This is a genomic window from Agromyces sp. NPDC056523, from assembly GCF_042794545.1.
GTDB lineage: Bacteria > Actinomycetota > Actinomycetes > Actinomycetales > Microbacteriaceae > Agromyces.
The window spans coordinates 444268-460866 of the sequence record NZ_JBHTTM010000001.1; the positions used below are offsets into that span (position 1 = coordinate 444268).

16 protein-coding genes are annotated in these 16599 nt (G+C 71.9%); 12 read left to right on the forward strand and 4 right to left on the reverse strand.

Annotated features, from left to right (window positions below; translation table 11 throughout):
• Positions 1–9: 9 nt before the first annotated feature.
• Complete coding sequence (locus tag ACFQ58_RS02120; RefSeq protein ID WP_376949051.1) at positions 10–729, reverse strand: IclR family transcriptional regulator; 720 nt, start codon at positions 727–729, stop codon at positions 10–12.
• A 300-nt stretch (positions 730–1029) separates the two neighbouring features.
• On the opposite strand from ACFQ58_RS02120, the gene ACFQ58_RS02125 reads away from it, so the two are divergent.
• The 5 genes from ACFQ58_RS02125 (at position 1030) to ACFQ58_RS02145 (ending at position 6498) form a co-directional block, all read left to right on the forward strand.
• A complete protein-coding gene (locus ACFQ58_RS02125) occupies positions 1030–2592 on the forward strand; it encodes a Re/Si-specific NAD(P)(+) transhydrogenase subunit alpha (protein ID WP_376949053.1) in 1563 nt (520 codons plus the stop codon).
• 35 nt (positions 2593–2627) lie between these two features.
• Entirely contained in the window at positions 2628–4043 is a 1416-nt protein-coding gene (pntB, locus tag ACFQ58_RS02130; protein ID WP_376949055.1) for a Re/Si-specific NAD(P)(+) transhydrogenase subunit beta, read from the forward strand.
• A gap of 92 nt (positions 4044–4135) precedes the next feature.
• The gene (locus tag ACFQ58_RS02135) at positions 4136–4750 is read left to right on the forward strand and encodes a hypothetical protein (protein ID WP_376949057.1); all 615 of its coding nucleotides are present in this window, start codon (positions 4136–4138) and stop codon (positions 4748–4750) included.
• Entirely contained in the window at positions 4747–5031 is a 285-nt protein-coding gene (locus ACFQ58_RS02140; RefSeq protein WP_376949059.1) for an ABC transporter ATP-binding protein, read from the forward strand. The genes ACFQ58_RS02135 and ACFQ58_RS02140 overlap by 4 nt, the downstream gene beginning before the upstream one ends.
• Before the next feature lie 78 nt (positions 5032–5109).
• Positions 5110–6498 carry an MFS transporter gene (locus ACFQ58_RS02145; protein WP_376949061.1) on the forward strand — a complete coding sequence of 463 codons (1389 nt, stop codon included), beginning with the start codon at positions 5110–5112 and terminating at the stop codon, positions 6496–6498.
• A 75-nt stretch (positions 6499–6573) separates the two neighbouring features.
• Here the strand turns inward: ACFQ58_RS02145 and purB are convergent, their stop codons facing one another.
• The gene (gene purB, locus ACFQ58_RS02150) at positions 6574–7971 is read right to left on the reverse strand and encodes an adenylosuccinate lyase (protein WP_376949063.1); all 1398 of its coding nucleotides are present in this window, start codon (positions 7969–7971) and stop codon (positions 6574–6576) included.
• Entirely contained in the window at positions 7968–8495 is a 528-nt protein-coding gene (locus ACFQ58_RS02155) for a low molecular weight protein-tyrosine-phosphatase (RefSeq protein WP_376949065.1), read from the reverse strand. The genes purB and ACFQ58_RS02155 overlap by 4 nt, the downstream gene beginning before the upstream one ends.
• 90 nt (positions 8496–8585) lie before the next feature.
• On the opposite strand from ACFQ58_RS02155, the gene ACFQ58_RS02160 reads away from it, so the two are divergent.
• The 3 genes from ACFQ58_RS02160 (at position 8586) to ACFQ58_RS02170 (ending at position 11440) form a co-directional block, all read left to right on the forward strand.
• The gene (locus ACFQ58_RS02160; protein ID WP_376949067.1) at positions 8586–9512 is read left to right on the forward strand and encodes an aminoglycoside phosphotransferase family protein; all 927 of its coding nucleotides are present in this window, start codon (positions 8586–8588) and stop codon (positions 9510–9512) included.
• Between the two features lie 108 nt (positions 9513–9620).
• Positions 9621–9974: a hypothetical protein gene (locus ACFQ58_RS02165; protein ID WP_376949069.1), complete on the forward strand. Its 354-nt coding sequence runs from the start codon at positions 9621–9623 to the stop codon at positions 9972–9974.
• The gene (locus ACFQ58_RS02170) at positions 9962–11440 is read left to right on the forward strand and encodes a hypothetical protein (protein ID WP_376949071.1); all 1479 of its coding nucleotides are present in this window, start codon (positions 9962–9964) and stop codon (positions 11438–11440) included. The genes ACFQ58_RS02165 and ACFQ58_RS02170 overlap by 13 nt, the downstream gene beginning before the upstream one ends.
• Positions 11441–11449: 9 nt before the next feature.
• Here ACFQ58_RS02170 and ACFQ58_RS02175 read toward each other — a convergent pair whose 3' ends face one another.
• Complete coding sequence (locus ACFQ58_RS02175) at positions 11450–11830, reverse strand: phage holin family protein (RefSeq protein WP_376949073.1); 381 nt, start codon at positions 11828–11830, stop codon at positions 11450–11452.
• Positions 11831–11882: 52 nt separating this feature from the next.
• On the opposite strand from ACFQ58_RS02175, the gene ACFQ58_RS02180 reads away from it, so the two are divergent.
• The 4 genes from ACFQ58_RS02180 (at position 11883) to ACFQ58_RS02195 (ending at position 16599) form a co-directional block, all read left to right on the forward strand.
• The gene (locus tag ACFQ58_RS02180) at positions 11883–12965 is read left to right on the forward strand and encodes a histidinol-phosphate transaminase (protein WP_376949075.1); all 1083 of its coding nucleotides are present in this window, start codon (positions 11883–11885) and stop codon (positions 12963–12965) included.
• Between the two features lie 43 nt (positions 12966–13008).
• Positions 13009–14142, forward strand: coding sequence for a thiamine pyrophosphate-dependent dehydrogenase E1 component subunit alpha (locus tag ACFQ58_RS02185; RefSeq protein ID WP_376949077.1), 1134 nt, complete (start codon positions 13009–13011; stop codon positions 14140–14142).
• An 80-nt stretch (positions 14143–14222) separates the two neighbouring features.
• Positions 14223–15182 (forward strand): alpha-ketoacid dehydrogenase subunit beta, encoded by a 960-nt coding sequence (locus ACFQ58_RS02190; protein WP_376950323.1) that lies wholly within the window; start codon positions 14223–14225, stop codon positions 15180–15182.
• A gap of 25 nt (positions 15183–15207) precedes the next feature.
• Positions 15208–16599, forward strand: a complete 1392-nt coding sequence (locus ACFQ58_RS02195; RefSeq protein ID WP_376949079.1) for a dihydrolipoamide acetyltransferase family protein — start codon at positions 15208–15210, stop codon at positions 16597–16599.

Here is a 16599-nt window from a genome sequence, read left to right on the forward strand (position 1 = left end):
GCCGCGGCCTCAGGCGCCGTACGAACGCGAGACCGTCCGCGCAGCGGCTTGGAGCCGCTCGGCGATCTCGGACTCCGACCTCGGAAGCGACACGTGGATGACGGCGATCGCCGCAGGGGGCTGCCCGGGAAGCGTGAGCGGCACCGCGACCGAGCGCAGCGAGGGAACGACCTCGTCACGGCTGAGGGTGTACCCCCGCGCGCGGCTCTCGGCCATCTCGGCTCGCAGTTCGGGCGAGACGTCGGCCGGCCAGGCGCTCTCGGGCAGGCTGAGCAGGATCGCCTTGCCCGGTCCGCCGCGGGTGATGGGATGGCGGTGACCCGGCCGGTACGACACCACCGCCGTGGTCTGGCGCGGCGCCGCACTCACGAGCGTGACCGCCTCCTCGGTGTCGACGAGCACGGCGAGCAGGCACGTCATGCCGAACTCGTTCGCGACCTCGCTGAGCTCGGGCAGGGCGACCTGCTGGAGGTCGCGGGCGACGCCGGATGCGAGCGCGGCCAGCCCCGTGCCGAGGGCGAGTCGGCCGGCCGCGTCGCGGGCGACGAGTCCGTGGTCCTCGAGCGTCCGCAGTAGCCGGTAGGCCACCGACCGATGCACACCGATTCCGGCGGCGACCTCGTCGATCGAGAGATTGCGGTCGGCGTCGGCCAGGATCTCGAGGGCGCGGATGCCGCGACTCAGTGTCTGCGACCCGGCGCCGGCGCTCGGCTTGGCTGGTGCGGTCATGTGCTCCTCGTGTCGCCTCGGCGCCGCCGCGACTGCGCGGGCGCCGATTCGATAATAGAACGAGCGCCACGGAATCCGAACACGGTGATTCCGGGCCGTCAGTTTCGCTCCGCGAAAGAACACGCGGAGTTTCACGCCGGGCGACCGTCAAACATGGAGCAACGTCCGCATCGGGACGTAGGGTGATCCCTGCAGCAGTGCCGCCGCGCCCGGCTCCGCCGGACGGCATCCCGCACGGACTCATCCGAAGATGCCGCGTCGCATCGACGAGCATGGTCGCCGCGACGAGAAGGAGAGCGAATGACGCGCATCGGCGTCGTCACCGAGCAGGGCTCGGAGACCCGGGTCGCCGCCACGCCGGCGACCGTGAAGCAGTTGATCGGCCTGGGGTACGAGGTGGTGGTCGAGGCGGGTGCGGGCGCGCAGTCGTCGTTCCCCGATGACGCGTACGCCGCCGCGGGCGCCGGCATCGTCACGCGCGAAGCGGCGTTCGCGAGCCCCATCCTGCTCAAGGTCAACGCCCCGACGCCCGACGAGATGCCGCTGTTGCACCCGGGCACGACGGTGGTGAGCCTGCTGAGCCCGGCGCTCCGCCCCGACCTGCTCGAGGCGCTCGCGGCTCGCGGCGTCACGGCGCTCGCGCTCGATGCGGTGCCGCGCATCTCGCGGGCGCAGTCGATGGACGTGCTGAGCTCGATGGCGAACATCTCCGGGTACCGCGCGGTCGTCGAGGCGGCGCACGAGTTCGGCCGGTTCTTCACGGGCCAGGTGACGGCGGCGGGCAAGGTGCCGCCGGCGAAGGTGCTGGTGGCGGGTGCGGGTGTCGCCGGCCTCGCGGCGATCGGCGCGGCATCCAGCCTCGGCGCGATCGTGCGCGCGACCGACCCGCGGCCCGAGGTGGCCGACCAGGTCAAGTCCATCGGCGGCGAGTACCTGAAGGTCGAGGTCGCGGTCGAGCAGTCCACCGACGGGTATGCCAAGGCGACGAGTGAGGCCTACGACCGACGCGCGGCCGAGATCTACTCCGAGCAGGCGCGCGACGTCGATATCGTCGTCACGACCGCGCTGATCCCGGGCCGCCAGGCGCCGCGGCTGATCACGGCCGCGGACGTCGCGAGCATGAAGCCCGGCAGCGTCATCGTCGACATGGCCGCGGGCCAGGGCGGCAACGTCGAGGGATCCGTTGCTGGCGAGCGCATCGTGACACCGAACGGGGTGATCATCCTCGGCTACACCGATCTCGCGTCGCGGCTGCCGGCGCAGGCGTCGCAGCTGTACGGCACCAACCTCGTCAACCTCGTCAAGCTGCTCACTCCCGGCAAGGACGGGCAGCTGGCCATCGACTTCGACGACATCGTGCAGCGCTCGGTCACGGTCGTGCGCGACGGCGAGGTCACGTGGCCGCCGCCGCCCGTGCAGGTCTCGGCGGCCCCGGCCCCAGCGGCGGTGGCGACGGATGGCGCGGGCGCGACATCCGCGGCCCCGAAGCGCAAGCGCACCCTGACCCGGGGCGGCCGCATCGGGCTGATCGCGGCCGGCATCGCCGCGCTCTTCGTGATCAACTCGATCGCACCGGATCCCCTGCCGCAGCACTTCACCGTGCTCGCCCTCTCGATCGTGATCGGCTTCTACGTGATCGGCAAGGTGGCGCACGCGCTGCACACCCCGCTGATGAGCGTGACGAACGCGATCTCGGGCATCATCATCGTCGGCGCGATCGTGCAGGTCACGAGCGACGTGCCGGCTGTGCAGGTGCTCTCGGCGATCGCGATCCTGCTGGCCAGCATCAACATCTTCGGCGGGTTCGCGGTGACGCGACGCATGCTCGGAATGTTCGCCAAGGGCGACCGTGCGAGCAGCTGACCGCGCCACGACGACGTCCCTGAGGAGCCCCCAGAGTGCCTGAGACCCTGATCACCCCCGACTCCATCGCCGGAGCCGCCTACCTCGTCGCGGCCCTGCTGTTCATCCTGAGCCTGGCCGGCCTGAGCAAGCACGAGACCGCGCGCTCCGGCGTCACCTACGGCATCATCGGCATGGCGATCGCCCTGGTCGCCACCGTCTGGCTCACGTTCGCCGACGCGTGGGGCGAGCCGTCCGCCACGGTGGGCCTCATCGTGCTCGTGGTCACCATGCTCATCGGCGGGGCGATCGGCCTGTGGCGGGCCCGCATCGTGCAGATGACCGGGATGCCCGAGCTGATCGCGCTGCTGCACAGCTTCGTCGGACTCGCGGCGGTGTTGGTGGGCTGGAACGGGGCCCTCGAGGAGCCCGGCCTCGAAGGCGCGCTCGCCGACATCCACCACGCCGAGGTCTTCATCGGCGTCTTCATCGGCGCGGTGACGTTCACCGGATCGATCGTCGCGTTCCTCAAGCTGTCGGCGCGCATGAAGTCGGCGCCGCTCGTGCTGCCCGGCAAGAACGCCCTCAACCTCGGCGCGCTCGTCGTGTTCGTCGGCCTGACGGTCTGGTACGTCGTCACGCCGCAGCTGTGGCTGCTGGTCGTGGTCACCGCACTGGCGCTGGCTCTCGGATGGCACCTCGTCGCGTCGATCGGCGGCGGCGACATGCCCGTGGTCGTGTCGATGCTGAACAGCTACTCCGGATGGGCGGCGGCCGCGGCGGGCTTCCTGCTGGACAACGACCTGCTCATCGTGACCGGCGCGCTCGTGGGCTCCTCGGGTGCGTACCTCTCCTACATCATGTGCAAGGCCATGAACCGCTCGTTCATCTCGGTGATCGCGGGCGGGTTCGGCATCGAGGCGCCCCGCAAGGGCGACGACGAGGTCGGCGAGCACCGCGAGATCGAGGCCGAGGATGCCGCGGAGATGCTGAAGGGCGCGTCGAGCGTGGTGATCACGCCCGGGTACGGCATGGCCGTCGCGCAGGCGCAGTACCCCGTGGCCGAGCTCACGCAGAAGCTCCGCGAGCGCGGCATCGACGTGCGGTTCGGGATCCACCCGGTCGCCGGCCGCCTGCCGGGCCACATGAACGTCCTCCTCGCCGAGGCGAAGGTGCCCTACGACATCGTCGAGGAGATGGACGAGATCAACGACGACCTGGCCGACACCTCGGTCGTGCTCGTGATCGGCGCGAACGACACCGTGAACCCGGCCGCGGCCGAGGACCCGGGCAGCCCGATCGCGGGCATGCCGGTGCTGCGCGTCTGGGAGGCCGACAACGTGATCGTGTTCAAGCGGTCGATGGCCAGCGGCTACGCCGGCGTGCCGAACCCGCTGTTCTACCGCGACAACGCCCAGATGCTGTTCGGCGACGCGAAGCAGCGAGTGGAGGACATCCTCAAGTCGCTGTGACGTTCGCTGGTCGACCACCGTTGGGCTCCCGGCATCGTCCCGACCGCGGCCCGCGTAGGATTGGAGCGTTCCCCCAGCCGAAAGAGGTCGCCGTGGCCGATGCCCGCGATTCCGCGCCGGAACGCGCCGCAGTCTGGCTCGTCCCGGTGGTGCGCGGTGCCCTCGCGCTCGTGCCGTCCGCCGTGATCACGTTCTCGCAGGACCACTCGCCCGAGCTCGGCCTCACCGTGTTCGGCGCGTGGGCGGTCGCCGCGGGCGTGATCGTCGGCGCGCTCGCCGCACGCCTGGTCGCCGACCGCACGGCCCGCTGGATCTTCGTGGCGAACGGCGTGCTCACCGCCGCGGCCGGCCTCACCGCTCTCGGTCTCCGCGACACCGTCTCAGCCGGTGTCGGCGGCGTCGGCGTGTTCGCCTACACGGTCGCGGTGTGGGCGGCGGTCACCGGCATCCTCGAGCTGGTGGCCGGCCTGCGCGGTCGCGGGCGCGTCGCCGCCGCGCGCGACTGGGTCGCCGCGGGCGGCCTCACCTGCCTCCTCGCCCTGGTGTACGTCCTCATCCCGCTCGATCCCGTGACCGCGGTCGGCCTCCTCGGGGCGTACTTCGTGGTGCTCGGCGTGCTGCTGCTGATCGGCGGGTTCTCACTGAAGTGGGCCGCGTCCCGGCCGGTGGGCACCGGCGACGCGGCATCCGGATCGGAGCGATCGTGACCCAACCTCCCGGTGACTTCCGGCCCAGCCGCCGAGACGTGCTGCGTCCCGTCGAGTTCGTGGGCGGCGCCGCCATCGCGGCCGTCTTCACCGCCCTCATCGTGCTCGTCACGACGCGCGATTGGTTCCTGACGCTCATCACCGCCGGCGGCACCTTCATCGTCGTGCTCATGGGGCTCGCGCTGCTCGCGATGACCGTCAAGCCGAACCGGGGCGAGCACGGCGACGGCACCGGCGGCGACCCGGCGCGGCGCGACCCGTCGGAGCCCCCGGCGCACTGAGCGGGTCGATCCGGGGCCGGCGTCCGTTCAGTTCCTTCCCGTTCCACTGACGCGATCCCGTCGGCCAGAATGGTCGGAATGACGCCTTCCGACCCCGGCTCCGCCGGCATCGACCTCGCCACCGGAGACCGTGCCGAACGCCGACGCCGGATCCACCCGGCGTGGTGGGTCGCCGCGGTCGCGTTCCTGGCGCTGCTGGGCGCGGCCGGCTTCCGCGGCGCCCCCGGCGCGCTGATGCTCCCGCTGCACGAGGAGTTCGGCTGGTCGACGAGCATCATGTCGCTCGCGGTGGGCATCAACCTCGTGCTCTACGGACTCGTCGCGCCGTTCGCCGCGGCGCTCATGGACCGGTTCGGCATGCGGCTGGTGGTCTCGACCGCACTGCTCCTCGTCGCGCTCGGCGCCGGCGGCAGCATCCTGATGACGGAGTCGTGGCAGCTGCTCGTCTTCTGGGGCGTGCTGATCGGCACCGGGACCGGTGCGATGGCGCTCGTCTTCGCGGCGACCATCGCGAACCGCTGGTTCGTCCGTCGCCGCGGCCTCGTGATGGGCATCCTCACCGCGGGCGCCGCGACCGGGCAGCTGATCATCCTGCCGCCCGTGGCCGCGCTGGCCGAGGGCATCGGATGGCGCCCTGCCTCCCTGGTCATCGCCGGCACGGCGCTGGCCGCCGTGCCGCTCGTGTGGCTCGTCATCCGCGACCATCCCGAGGAACGCGGCGTGCTCCCCTACGGCGCCGACCCCGAGACGTACGTCCCGCCCGCCCCCGCGGTCGGCGGCGCGGTCCGACGCGCGCTCGACGGCCTCGCGGTCGCCGCTCGCACCAAGGCGTTCTGGGCACTCGCGATCGCCTTCGCGATCTGCGGCGCCACGACGAACGGTCTCGTCGGCATCCACTTCATCCCCTCGGCCCACGATCACGGCATGGCCGCCACGACGGCGGCCGGCCTGCTCGCGGTCGTCGGCATCTTCGACATCGCCGGCACCATCGCATCCGGATGGCTCACCGACAAGTTCGATCCGCGCAAGCTGCTCGTCGCCTACTACGCGTTCCGCGGCGTCGGCTTGTTGCTGCTGCCCTGGCTGCTCTCCGACCAGGTGCACCCGAGCATGATCCTGTTCGTGGTGATCTACGGGCTGGACTGGGTCGCCACGGTTCCGCCGACGGTCGCGCTGTGCCGGGAGATCTTCGGCGACCGCGGAACCATCGTGTTCGGGTGGGTGTTCGCCTCGCACCAGATCGGGGCGGCCGTCGCCGCGTTCACCGCGGGGGTCGTTCGCGACGTGTCGGGCACCTACACCTGGGCGTGGTGGGGCGGCGCGGCGCTGTGCGCCATCGCGGCCGCGCTGTCGATCCTCACCCGCCGTGGCGCGGCGCTCCTCGGCCCGCGCGCGGCTCGCCCGGGCCGATCCGACGCGGTCGCCGCCGGTCGCGTCGACGACGGGGAGCGCATCCGCGACATGTGACGGGTCGGTGGTCCCCGATCCGCGATTCCGGGTGGGGCGTCGGCGATCACTCGCCGAGCGGCGCTCGCGTGCGGGTCACTCCGCCGCGTCGGCCCCGAGGCGGTCGACGAGCTGGTCGGCGAGCCCCACGTACGTCGCCGGGGTCAGTGCGAGCAGGCGCTGCTTCGCGGCATCCGTGATCTGAAGGCCCTGGACGAACTCGGCGAGGTCGGCCGCGCCGACGCGCTTGCCGCGCGTGAGCTCCTTCAGCAGCGCGTACGGGTCGGCGATGGTCGAATCACCCGCGGCGACCTCGGCCCGGATGACCGTCTGGATCGCCTCGCCGAGGACCTCCCAGTTGCCGTCGAGGTCGGCCAGCAGCAGGTCGCGGTCGAGGTCGATCTCGTCGAGGCCGCGGAGGATGTTGTCGAGCGCGAGCACCGAGTGGCCGAAGCCAACGCCGATGTTGCGCTGCGAGCTCGAGTCGGTGAGATCGCGCTGGAGCCGGCTCGTCACCAGGGTCGCGGCGAGGGAGTCGAGCACGGCCGACGAGAGCTCGAGGTTCGCCTCGGCATTCTCGAAGCGGATCGGGTTGACCTTGTGCGGCATCGTGGACGAGCCGGTCGCCCCGGCCGCCGGGATCTGGCGGAAGTAGCCGAGCGAGATGTAGGTCCAGATGTCGGTCGCGAGGTTGTGCAGTACGCGGTTGGCGTGCGAGATGCGGCCGTACAGCTCGGCCTGCCAGTCGTGCGACTCGATCTGGGTCGTGAGGGGGTTCCAGGTGAGCCCGAGCGACTCGACGAACTCACGCGAGACCTCGGGCCACGAGACATCCGGCGCCGCCACCACGTGCGCCGAGAAGGTGCCCGTCGCGCCCGAGAACTTGCCCAGGTACTCCGTCGCCTCGACCTGGCGGAGGATGCGCTCGAGGCGGTACGCGAACACCGCGAGCTCCTTGCCCATGGTGGTCGGCGTGGCGGGCTGTCCGTGCGTGCGCGAGAGCATCGCCGCGTCGCGGTGCTCCTGCGCGAGTCCGATCAGCTTCGCGATGACGGCCCGGTACTTGGGCAGCCAGACCTGCGCGACCGCGTCGCGCACGGTCAGCGCGTACGAGAGGTTGTTGATGTCCTCGCTCGTGCACGCGAAGTGCGTGAGCTCGGCCAGGTGCGAGAGCCCGAGCCGGTCGAGCTGCGCCCGCACGAAGTACTCGACGGCCTTCACGTCGTGCCGCGTCGTGGCCTCGATGCGTCCGAGCTCGTCGATGTCGGCCTGGCCGAACTCGGTGACGACGCTGCGCAACGCCTGCTTCTCGGCATCGGTGAGCGCGGTCGTGCCGAAGAAGCCGCGGTCGGTCTGCGCGATCAGCCACTCGATCTCGACGTGCACGCGCGCGCGGTTCAGCCCCGCTTCGGAGAGGTGCTCGCCGAGCTCGCCGACCGCCGCGCGGTACCGGCCGTCGAGGGGGCTGAGCGGCTGGGGAGGCAGCGAGGTCATCGGAGTCCTTGTCTGAGAGCGGGAGCGAGTTGCCGGAAGAGGGCCGACGTCGACCGCTCTATCATCCCAAGAACCTGGTCGAAGGTCGCATCGTCGCTGTAGTACGGGTCGGGCACGTCCTGGAGGGGCGAGAGCTCGGGGTCGAACTCGAGCAGCAGCCGCACCTTGTGCTCGTCGTACGTGTTGCGCGCCCAGTTGCGCAGCACGCGCGACTGCCCGCGGTCGAATGCGACGACGAGGTCGATGTCCGGGAAGTCCTCCGGGTCGAACTGGCGGGCTCGATGCTTCGAGCCGTCGTAGCCCGCGCGGGCGAGCGCCTCGATCGTGCGCTGGTCCGCCTGCTCCCCCACGTGCCAGTCGCCGGTCGCGGCCGACTCGATCGCGAGGCGCTCCTCGAGCCCGGCACGCTCGGCGAGGGAGCGCAGCACGACCTCCGCCATCGGCGACCGGCAGATGTTGCCGGTGCATACGAACGAGACACGGAATCGCTGCGCGGCCTCCCCCGCGGGTCCCGCACGCGTCATGGCACCTATTGTGGACGAGGCCGGGCACGTCGGAACAGAGCCGGATCCGGTCGGGGTACCCCGTTTCGGGGGGCGAGCGCGGAGGTGGCGATGACAGCGGATGCGCCAGAGGCCGACGTGCACCTCGACACGTCGCTGGTCGCGCGACTGGTGGCGGCGCAGCATCCGTCGTTCGCCGGCCCGGTCGAGCTCGTCGCCAACGGGTGGGACAACGCGATCTTCCGGGTCGGCGACCAGTGGGCGGCGCGGATGCCGCGGCGCGAGCTCGGCGCCCGCCTCCTGCGGTCGGAGCAGCGTTGGCTGCCCGTCATCGCCTCGTCGCTGCCCGACGGCGTCCGCGCGCCGGTGCCCGTGGCGACGGGTCGGCCCGCGCTGGGATACCCGTATGCGTGGAGCATCACGCCGTGGTTCGACGGCGAGACCGCGGCATCCGTCGTGCCGGCCGACCGCCGGCCCATCGCCGAGGCGCTCGCCGACGTGCTCGTCGCGATCGGGGGGCCGGCCCCGGCGGACGCGCCCGACCATCCGTCGCGCGGGGTGCCGCTCGCGACGCGGGATGAGATGATGGCCGAGCGGCTCGGGTCCGGGCGGCTCGAGCGGGCCGTGGCGACGGATGTCGCGGCGTTGGCCGCGGTCTGGGCCGACGCGCTCGCCGCGCCCCCGTGGACGGGTGCACCGAGGTGGCTGCACGGCGACCCGCACCCGGGGAACCTGCTGCTCGAGCGCCGGGCCGACGGCGACGGATGGCGCCTCGCCGCGGTGCTCGACTGGGGCGACGTCACGGCGGGTGATCCGGCGACGGACCTCGCCGCGGCGTGGATGGCATTCGATACCGAGGGGCGTGCCGCGTTCCGTCACCGCATCGAGCGGTTACGGCCGACGGATGCCGCGGACTGGGCGCGCGCGAGGGGGTGGGCGCTGGCGATCGGCTCGTCCATCGTCGACATCATCGGGGTCGACGGCGGTCCGATCGGACGCGTGGGCGCGCACGCGCTCGAGCAGGTGCTGCTCGACTGACGCGCGGCCCGGGGCGGACTCGTCCTCCACGGGCGGCCCGCCCGGCGCGGATTCCTCCGGCGGGCGAGTTCCGGGCGACGGCGGCGACGGGTCGGCGAGGCTCAATGCATGCCGCTCGTCGAACCCGCCTACGACCCGGTGATGATCGCGCGCCGGCGATGGCTCATCGACCTCGAGTCCGCGCTCGCCGAGCTGCGCGAGCTGCGTGCCGAGGTCGAGTCGGTGCGACCGGGGCTCGTTCCGGAGGGCAACGCGACGTGGCACTCCCGCGCTGCGGCCGCGTACGCCGACCGTCGCGAGTCGATCCGCCGCGCCATCGCCAACGCCGAGCGACTGCTCGGGGAGGTCGAGGCGTCACTCGCTGCGGAGGCGGAGCGGGTGCGTGCCGCCCTCGCCGACCCGCCGCCGGACGACCTGTCCTGGCTCACCGGATACCGCGGGGAGTCGCGTTGGGCGACCTGATCGTCAGCGGCCCGGGGGTCACCACCGCGGTCGCGACCGAAGAGCTCCGGGCCGATGCGCTCAAGTTCTCGACCGTGGCCGACATCCTCGCCGGCTGGCGTGACCGCGCGGCCGCGATCCGCGAGCGAGCGACGCGGGACGGACTGGCGATCGAGCACCCCGAGACGTTCGGATGGGCGCACCTGGCATTGGCGTCGAGCGAGGCCGATGCGCGCGAGCTCGCCGGCGCCCTGGTCATGAGCGCTGACGGATACGACGAGGCCGAGCGCAGCTCGGCGAGCGGTCGTTTCGGGGTGCGGCTCGCCGCCGGCCTGCTCGGGGTGATGGCGCCGGCGCTCGGCCTGTCGATCGGGCCGACGGCCCTCGCGTTCGGAGGCGCGGTCGCGGCCTCCTCGCTGATCGCTCCGGAGGCGACGCGCGCCGCGTTCGCGATGCTGTTCGCCGAGCACGGTCGTGAGGTGCTGGCCGACCCGCGGTTCGTCTCGCTCGTGCGGGCCGTGGCCGACGACGCCGACGAGTTCGTGGCGGGCCTGCTGCGCAATCCCGGCCTCTGGGCGGCCGGCTCCGACATCGAGGTTCCCGAGAACGCCGCGATGGCCATCGCGGCGGCCGGGCTGGTCGGGCTCGTGGCCGGCACGACCGCGCTCGTCGAGACGCCCGTCCGCGTGCGCCGGGCCGACCCGCCTGAGACGAGCGCCTCGGGTGCGACCGGCACGGCCGCTCCCCCGCCGCGTGGGATCGGCGACCTCGCCCACCGGGTCCCGCCGTCCGACGCCGACGCTCCCCAGATCCGGATCGAGCGCTACGCCGGCGCCGACGGCCCGCGCTGGGTCGTGTACTCGGCCGGCACCGCCGACTTCACCGTCGTGCCGGGGGTGGAGCCGTACGATTCCACGTCGAACGTGCACATGGTCGCCGAGTCCGCAGCGGCGACGACCACCGCCGGAGCCGGTGAACGCGCCATCCGGTCGGCGATGGAACAGGCGGGCATCGCGCCCGGCGATCCGATCGTCCTGGTCGGCCATTCGGCCGGCGGGATCGCGGTCGCGAACCTCGCGGCCGATCCCTCCCTCGAGATCGTGGCCGCGGTGAACCTCGGCGGACCCGTCGGGCAGGTCGACACGGGCGACGTCCCGATGCTCTCGGTCGAGCACGCCGAGGACTTCGTCCCGGCGACTGGCGGGCACGGTGTCGCGGCGACCGGGCGGGTCGTCGTCGAGCGCAGCGTCGGCGAGCTCGTGCACGGCGACGACGCCGCGGTTCCCGCCCATGCGCTGACCGCCTACCGAGGGACCGCGGAGGCGATCGACGCGTCCGACGACGAGCGCCTCCGGGAGTTCCGGGCGCGGATCGCAGCGTTCACAGACGCAGGCTCCGCCGACGTCACGTATTGGCGAGCCGTCCGCGACGATCGAGAAGCGGGCGACGGCCGTGCGCCGGCGCCCGACACCTGCTCGCCGGGTTAGCGGCGCGCGTCAGTCGCGCGGGCGAACCACCAGGCCGATGAGCCAGCTGATGACCCCCAGCACGAGCGCGCCGAGCACGCCCCACCAGAAGCCGTCCACCTCGAGGCCGAAGCCGATCAGCCCACTGATCCAGTCGACGATGAGCAGCAGCAGGCCGTTGACGATGAACGAGATCAGGCCGAGCGTCAGCACGTAGAGGGGGAACCCGACGATGCGGATGAAGGTGCCGACCGTCGCGTTGACGACGCCGAAGATCAGGGCGATGAGCAGGTACGTGAGCACGGTGGCGAGGTCGGTGTCCTCGTACGGCACCACGCGCACGCCCGCCACGAGGAAGGTCGTGAGCCACAGGGCGAACGCCGAGACGACGATCTTCAGCAGGAAGCGCATGCCCCGAGTATGGCAGCGGGGCCTGCCGCACCGAAGGGGTACGGTGGAATCCGTGACCGCACCGGAGCCCACGAACGCACAGGTCCGCCTGCGCCCCGAGATCGCCGCCCTCCCCCCGTACCGGCAGGGCCGTCCGGCCCCGGCGAACGGCTTCAAGCTCTCGAGCAACGAGAACCCGTGGCCGCCCGTCCCGGCCGTCGAGCGTGCGATCGCCGCCGCCGCCGCCGAGGTCAACCGCTACCCGGATGCCACGGCGCTCGTCCTGCGCGAGAAGCTCGCCCAACGCTACGGCGTCACGGCCGACGAGGTGCTCGTCGGTGCCGGATCCGTCTCGTTGCTCGCGCAGTTCGTGCTCGCCGCGGCCGCGCCGGGCGACGAGGTCGTCTACTCGTGGCGCTCCTTCGAGGCGTACCCCGGCCTCGTGACCGTCGCGGGTGCCCGAAGCGTGCAGGTGCCGAACCGCGCCGACCACGGCCACGACCTCGACGCCATGGCGGCGGCCGTGACCGACCGCACGCGTGTGATCATCGTCTGCTCCCCCAACAACCCCACCGGCGTCGCCGTCACGCGCGACGAGTTCGAGCGGTTCATGGCGCGCGTGCCGGCCGACCGGCTCGTGCTGCTCGACGAGGCGTACGCCGAGTTCGTCCGGGACGAGGCATCCGTCGTCGGCAGCGAGCTCATCGGCCGCCACCCCAACCTCGTCGTGCTCCGCACGTTCTCGAAGGCGTACGGCCTGGCGGGCGTCCGCGTCGGTTACGCGATCGGGCCGGTCGAGATCCTCGACGCCGCGCGGGCCACCGCGATCCCCCTCGGCGTGACGGCCGTCGCCACCGCAGGCGCCCTCGCGGCGCTCGAGCCCGACGCCGAGGCCGAGCTGCTCGGCCGGGTCGACGTCCTCGCCGCCCGCCGCGACGCCCTGCGCGACGCCCTGATCGCTCAGGGCTGGCCGATCCCCGCGGCGCAGGGCAACTTCGTCTGGCTGCCCACCGGTGAGCGCACCGTCGAGGTCTCCGAGCGCCTGTTCGAGGCCGGGATCGTCGCGCGAGCGTTCCCCGAGGACGGCATCCGCGTGTCGGTCGGCGAGCCGGAATCTGTGGACGTGCTCCTAAGCGTTCTCAAGGAGCTTGTCTGACCTTCACAAGAAGGGGCCCCGAACGAGCGGGTACCGTGGAACGGTGGCAGCCCCCTCACGCGACTTCACCGCACCGACGGTCCAGCTCCTGACGCCCGAGGGCGACCTGCGCCCGACCGCCGAGGCCGAGCCCTACCTCCCGCTCATCGAGGCACTTCCCGATGCCGCGCTCGAGCAGTTCTACCGCGACATGGTCCTCTCGCGCCGCATCGACGTGATGGGCGCGAACCTCCAGCGCCAGGGCCAGCTCGCCCTGTGGGTGCCGAGCCACGGCCAGGAAGCGGCGCAGGTCGGCTCCATCCGAGCGGCGCGACCGCAGGACCACATCTTCCCGTCGTACCGCGAGCACGTCGTCGGCATGATCCGCGGCCTCGACCCGGTGAACATCCTGCGATTGCTCAAGGGCGCGACGCTCGGCGGCTGGAATCCCGCCGAGAACGGCAACTTCCACCTCTACACGCTCGTGCTCGCGTCGCAGACCCTGCACGCCACGGGCTACGCCATGGGCCTGCAGTTCGACGGCGCGACCGCGACCGGCGATCCCGAGGCGGATGCCGCGGTGCTGGTGTACTACGGCGACGGGTCGACCTCGCAGGGCGATGCCAGCGAGGCGCTCGTGTTCGCGTCGAGCTACGCCACGCCGCAGGTCTTCTTCGTGCAGAACAACCAGTGGGCCATTTCCGTGCCGGTCTCGCGCCAGTCGCGCAGCCCCCTCTCGCTGCGCGGCGGCGGGTTCGGCATGCCGGGCATCCGCATCGACGGCAACGACGTGCTCGCGAGCTATGCGGTCACGCGGCAGGCGCTCGAAGAGGCGCGCGCGGGCGAGGGTCCGAGCTTCATCGAAGCGGTGACCTATCGGATGGGCGCGCACACAACGGCCGACGACCCCACGAAGTACCGCACCGACGACGAGGTCGCGTACTGGACGGAACGGGACCCGATCACGCGCTACCGCACCTGGCTCGAGGGCCGGGGCGCGGCATCCGCCTTCTTCGACGAGGTCGACGAAGAGGCATCGGATGTCGCCGCCGACGTTCGCGCGCGCACGCTCGAGATCACCGGTCCCCCGCGCCGCGACATCTTCGCGCACGTCTACAGCGAGCCGCACCCTCTCGTGGAGGCGCAGGCGGCGTGGCTCGAGGAGTACGAGACCTCGTTCGAAGGAGGCCAGGCATGACGGTCGAGACGACCGGGACGCTCGCGGGTGCGCCCGCGGACCAGGACGACGCGGGCCTGCGCGGCGTGCACACGCTGTCAATGGCGAAGGCCATCACCGCCGGGCTGCGCGAGGCGATGCGAGCCGACGACAAGGTCCTGCTCATGGGCGAGGACATCGGCGCGCTCGGCGGCGTGTTCCGCGTGACCGAGGGACTGCTCGACGAGTTCGGCGACCGCCGCGTGCTCGACACTCCCCTCGCCGAGTCCGGGATCGTCGGAACGGCGATCGGGCTCGCGATGCGCGGCTACCGTCCCGTCATCGAGATCCAGTTCGACGGCTTCATCTTCCCGGCGTTCGACCAGATCACGACGCAGCTCGCGCGGCAGACGGTCCGGCACGACGGAACCGTCTCGATGCCCGTCGTGATCCGAGTGCCCTACGGTGGCCACATCGGCTCGATCGAGCACCACCAGGAGAGCCCCGAGGCGTACTTCGCGCACACGCCCGGGCTGCGGGTCGTGAGCCCGTCGTCGCCCCACGACGCCTACTGGATGATCCAGGAGGCCATCGCCTCGAACGATCCGGTCCTCTTCTTCGAACCCAAGAGCCGGTACTGGCCGAAGGGGCCCGTCGACCACGATCACAGCGGCCTGCCCCTGCACGCGAGCCGGGTCGTGCGCCGCGGCGACGACGTCACCGTGGTCGGGCACGGCGCGATGGTGGCCACGCTGCTGCAGGCGGCCGACATCGCCGCCGAGGAGGGCCGGAGCCTCGAGGTCGTCGACCTGCGCTCCCTCTCCCCCATCGACTACGGGCCCATCGTCGACTCCGTGCAGCGCACCGGTCGCCTCGTCGTGGCACAGGAGGCGTACGGTTCCGTGAGCGTCGGCTCCGAGATCGCCGCCACGGTCGCCGAGCGCGCGTTCTACTCGCTCGAGGCGCCCGTACTGCGCGTGTCGGCGTTCGACACGCCCTTCCCGCCCGCCGCACTCGAGACGGAGTACCTGCCGAGCGCCGATCGCGTGCTCGAGGCCGTCGACCGCGCGCTGTCCTTCTGAACCGCCAGACAACCCGAGGAGCACGATGAGCGAGATCCGGTTCCCGCTGCCCGATGTGGGCGAGGGCCTCACCGAAGCCGAGATCGTGCAGTGGCGCGTCGCCCCCGGCGACCGCGTCGCGCTCGACCAGGTGTTCGTCGAGATCGAGACGGCGAAGTCGCTCGTCGAGCTGCCGAGCGCGTTCGAGGGGACCATCGCCGAGCTGCTCGTCGAGGAGGGCCAGACCGTCGACGTCGGCACGCCGATCCTGGTGATCCGAACGGATGCCGCGGACGGCATGTCTGCGCAGCCTGCTCCCGCGGCGCCGACTGCCGAAGCCGTTCCGGCGCCCGCTTCCGAGCCCGAGACCGCCGGCGCGGTGCTCGTCGGACACGGCAGCACTGGTCCGTCCCGGAGCCGCCGCCGCCGGCATCCGTCGCCCGGCGGGGCGCACGAGCACCTCGTTCCTCCCGCGCCGGTCGACGTCCCGGCGACGGGCGCGAACGCCGCGCCTGCCCAGGTCGGTGGTGCCGTCACGGCCGAGCCGTCACGTCCCGCCGAGCGTGCCGACGACGGCATGCCGGTCATCGCGAAGCCGCCGATCCGCAAGCTCGCCAAGGATCTCGGTGTCGACCTCTCGCGCGTCACGCCGACCGGTCCGATCGGCGAGGTCACGCGCGACGATGTCATCCGCGAAGCGAGCCAGGCGAGCGTGTTCCGGAACATCCAGACGCCCGAGCTGCCGACCGACCGCGAGACGCGCATCCCCGTGAAGGGCGTTCGCAAGGTGATCGCGCAGACGATGGTGCAGAGTGCATACTCCGCGCCGCATGTATCGGTGTTCGTCGACGTCGATGCCACCCGAACGATGGAGTACATCAAGCGGCTCAAGGCCTCCCCCGACTTCGCGGGCGTGAAGATCTCGCCGCTCCTCATCATGGCGAAGGCCATGATCTGGGCGGCCCGGCGCAACCCCACCGCCAACGCGCAGTGGACCGACGAGGAGATCATCGTCAAGCACTACGTGAACCTCGGCATCGCCGCGGCGACCCCGCGAGGCCTGATCGTCCCGAACGTCAAGGAGGCGCAGGCGATGTCGATGGTCGAGCTCGCCACGGCGCTCGAGCAGCTCACGCTCACCGCCCGTGAAGGCAAGACGCAGCCGGCCGAGATGCAGGGCGGCACGATCACCATCACGAACATCGGGGTCTTCGGCATGGACACCGGCACGCCGATCCTCAACACCGGCGAAGTCGCAATCGTCGCCCTCGGCACGATCAAGCAGAAGCCGTGGGTGGTCGACGGCGAGGTCCGCCCGCGCTATGTCACCACGATCGGCGGTTCCTTCGACCACCGCGTCGTCGACGGCGACGTGGCCAGCCGCTTCCTCGCCGACGTCGCTTCGATCATCGAGGAGCCCGCGCTGCTCTTGGACTGA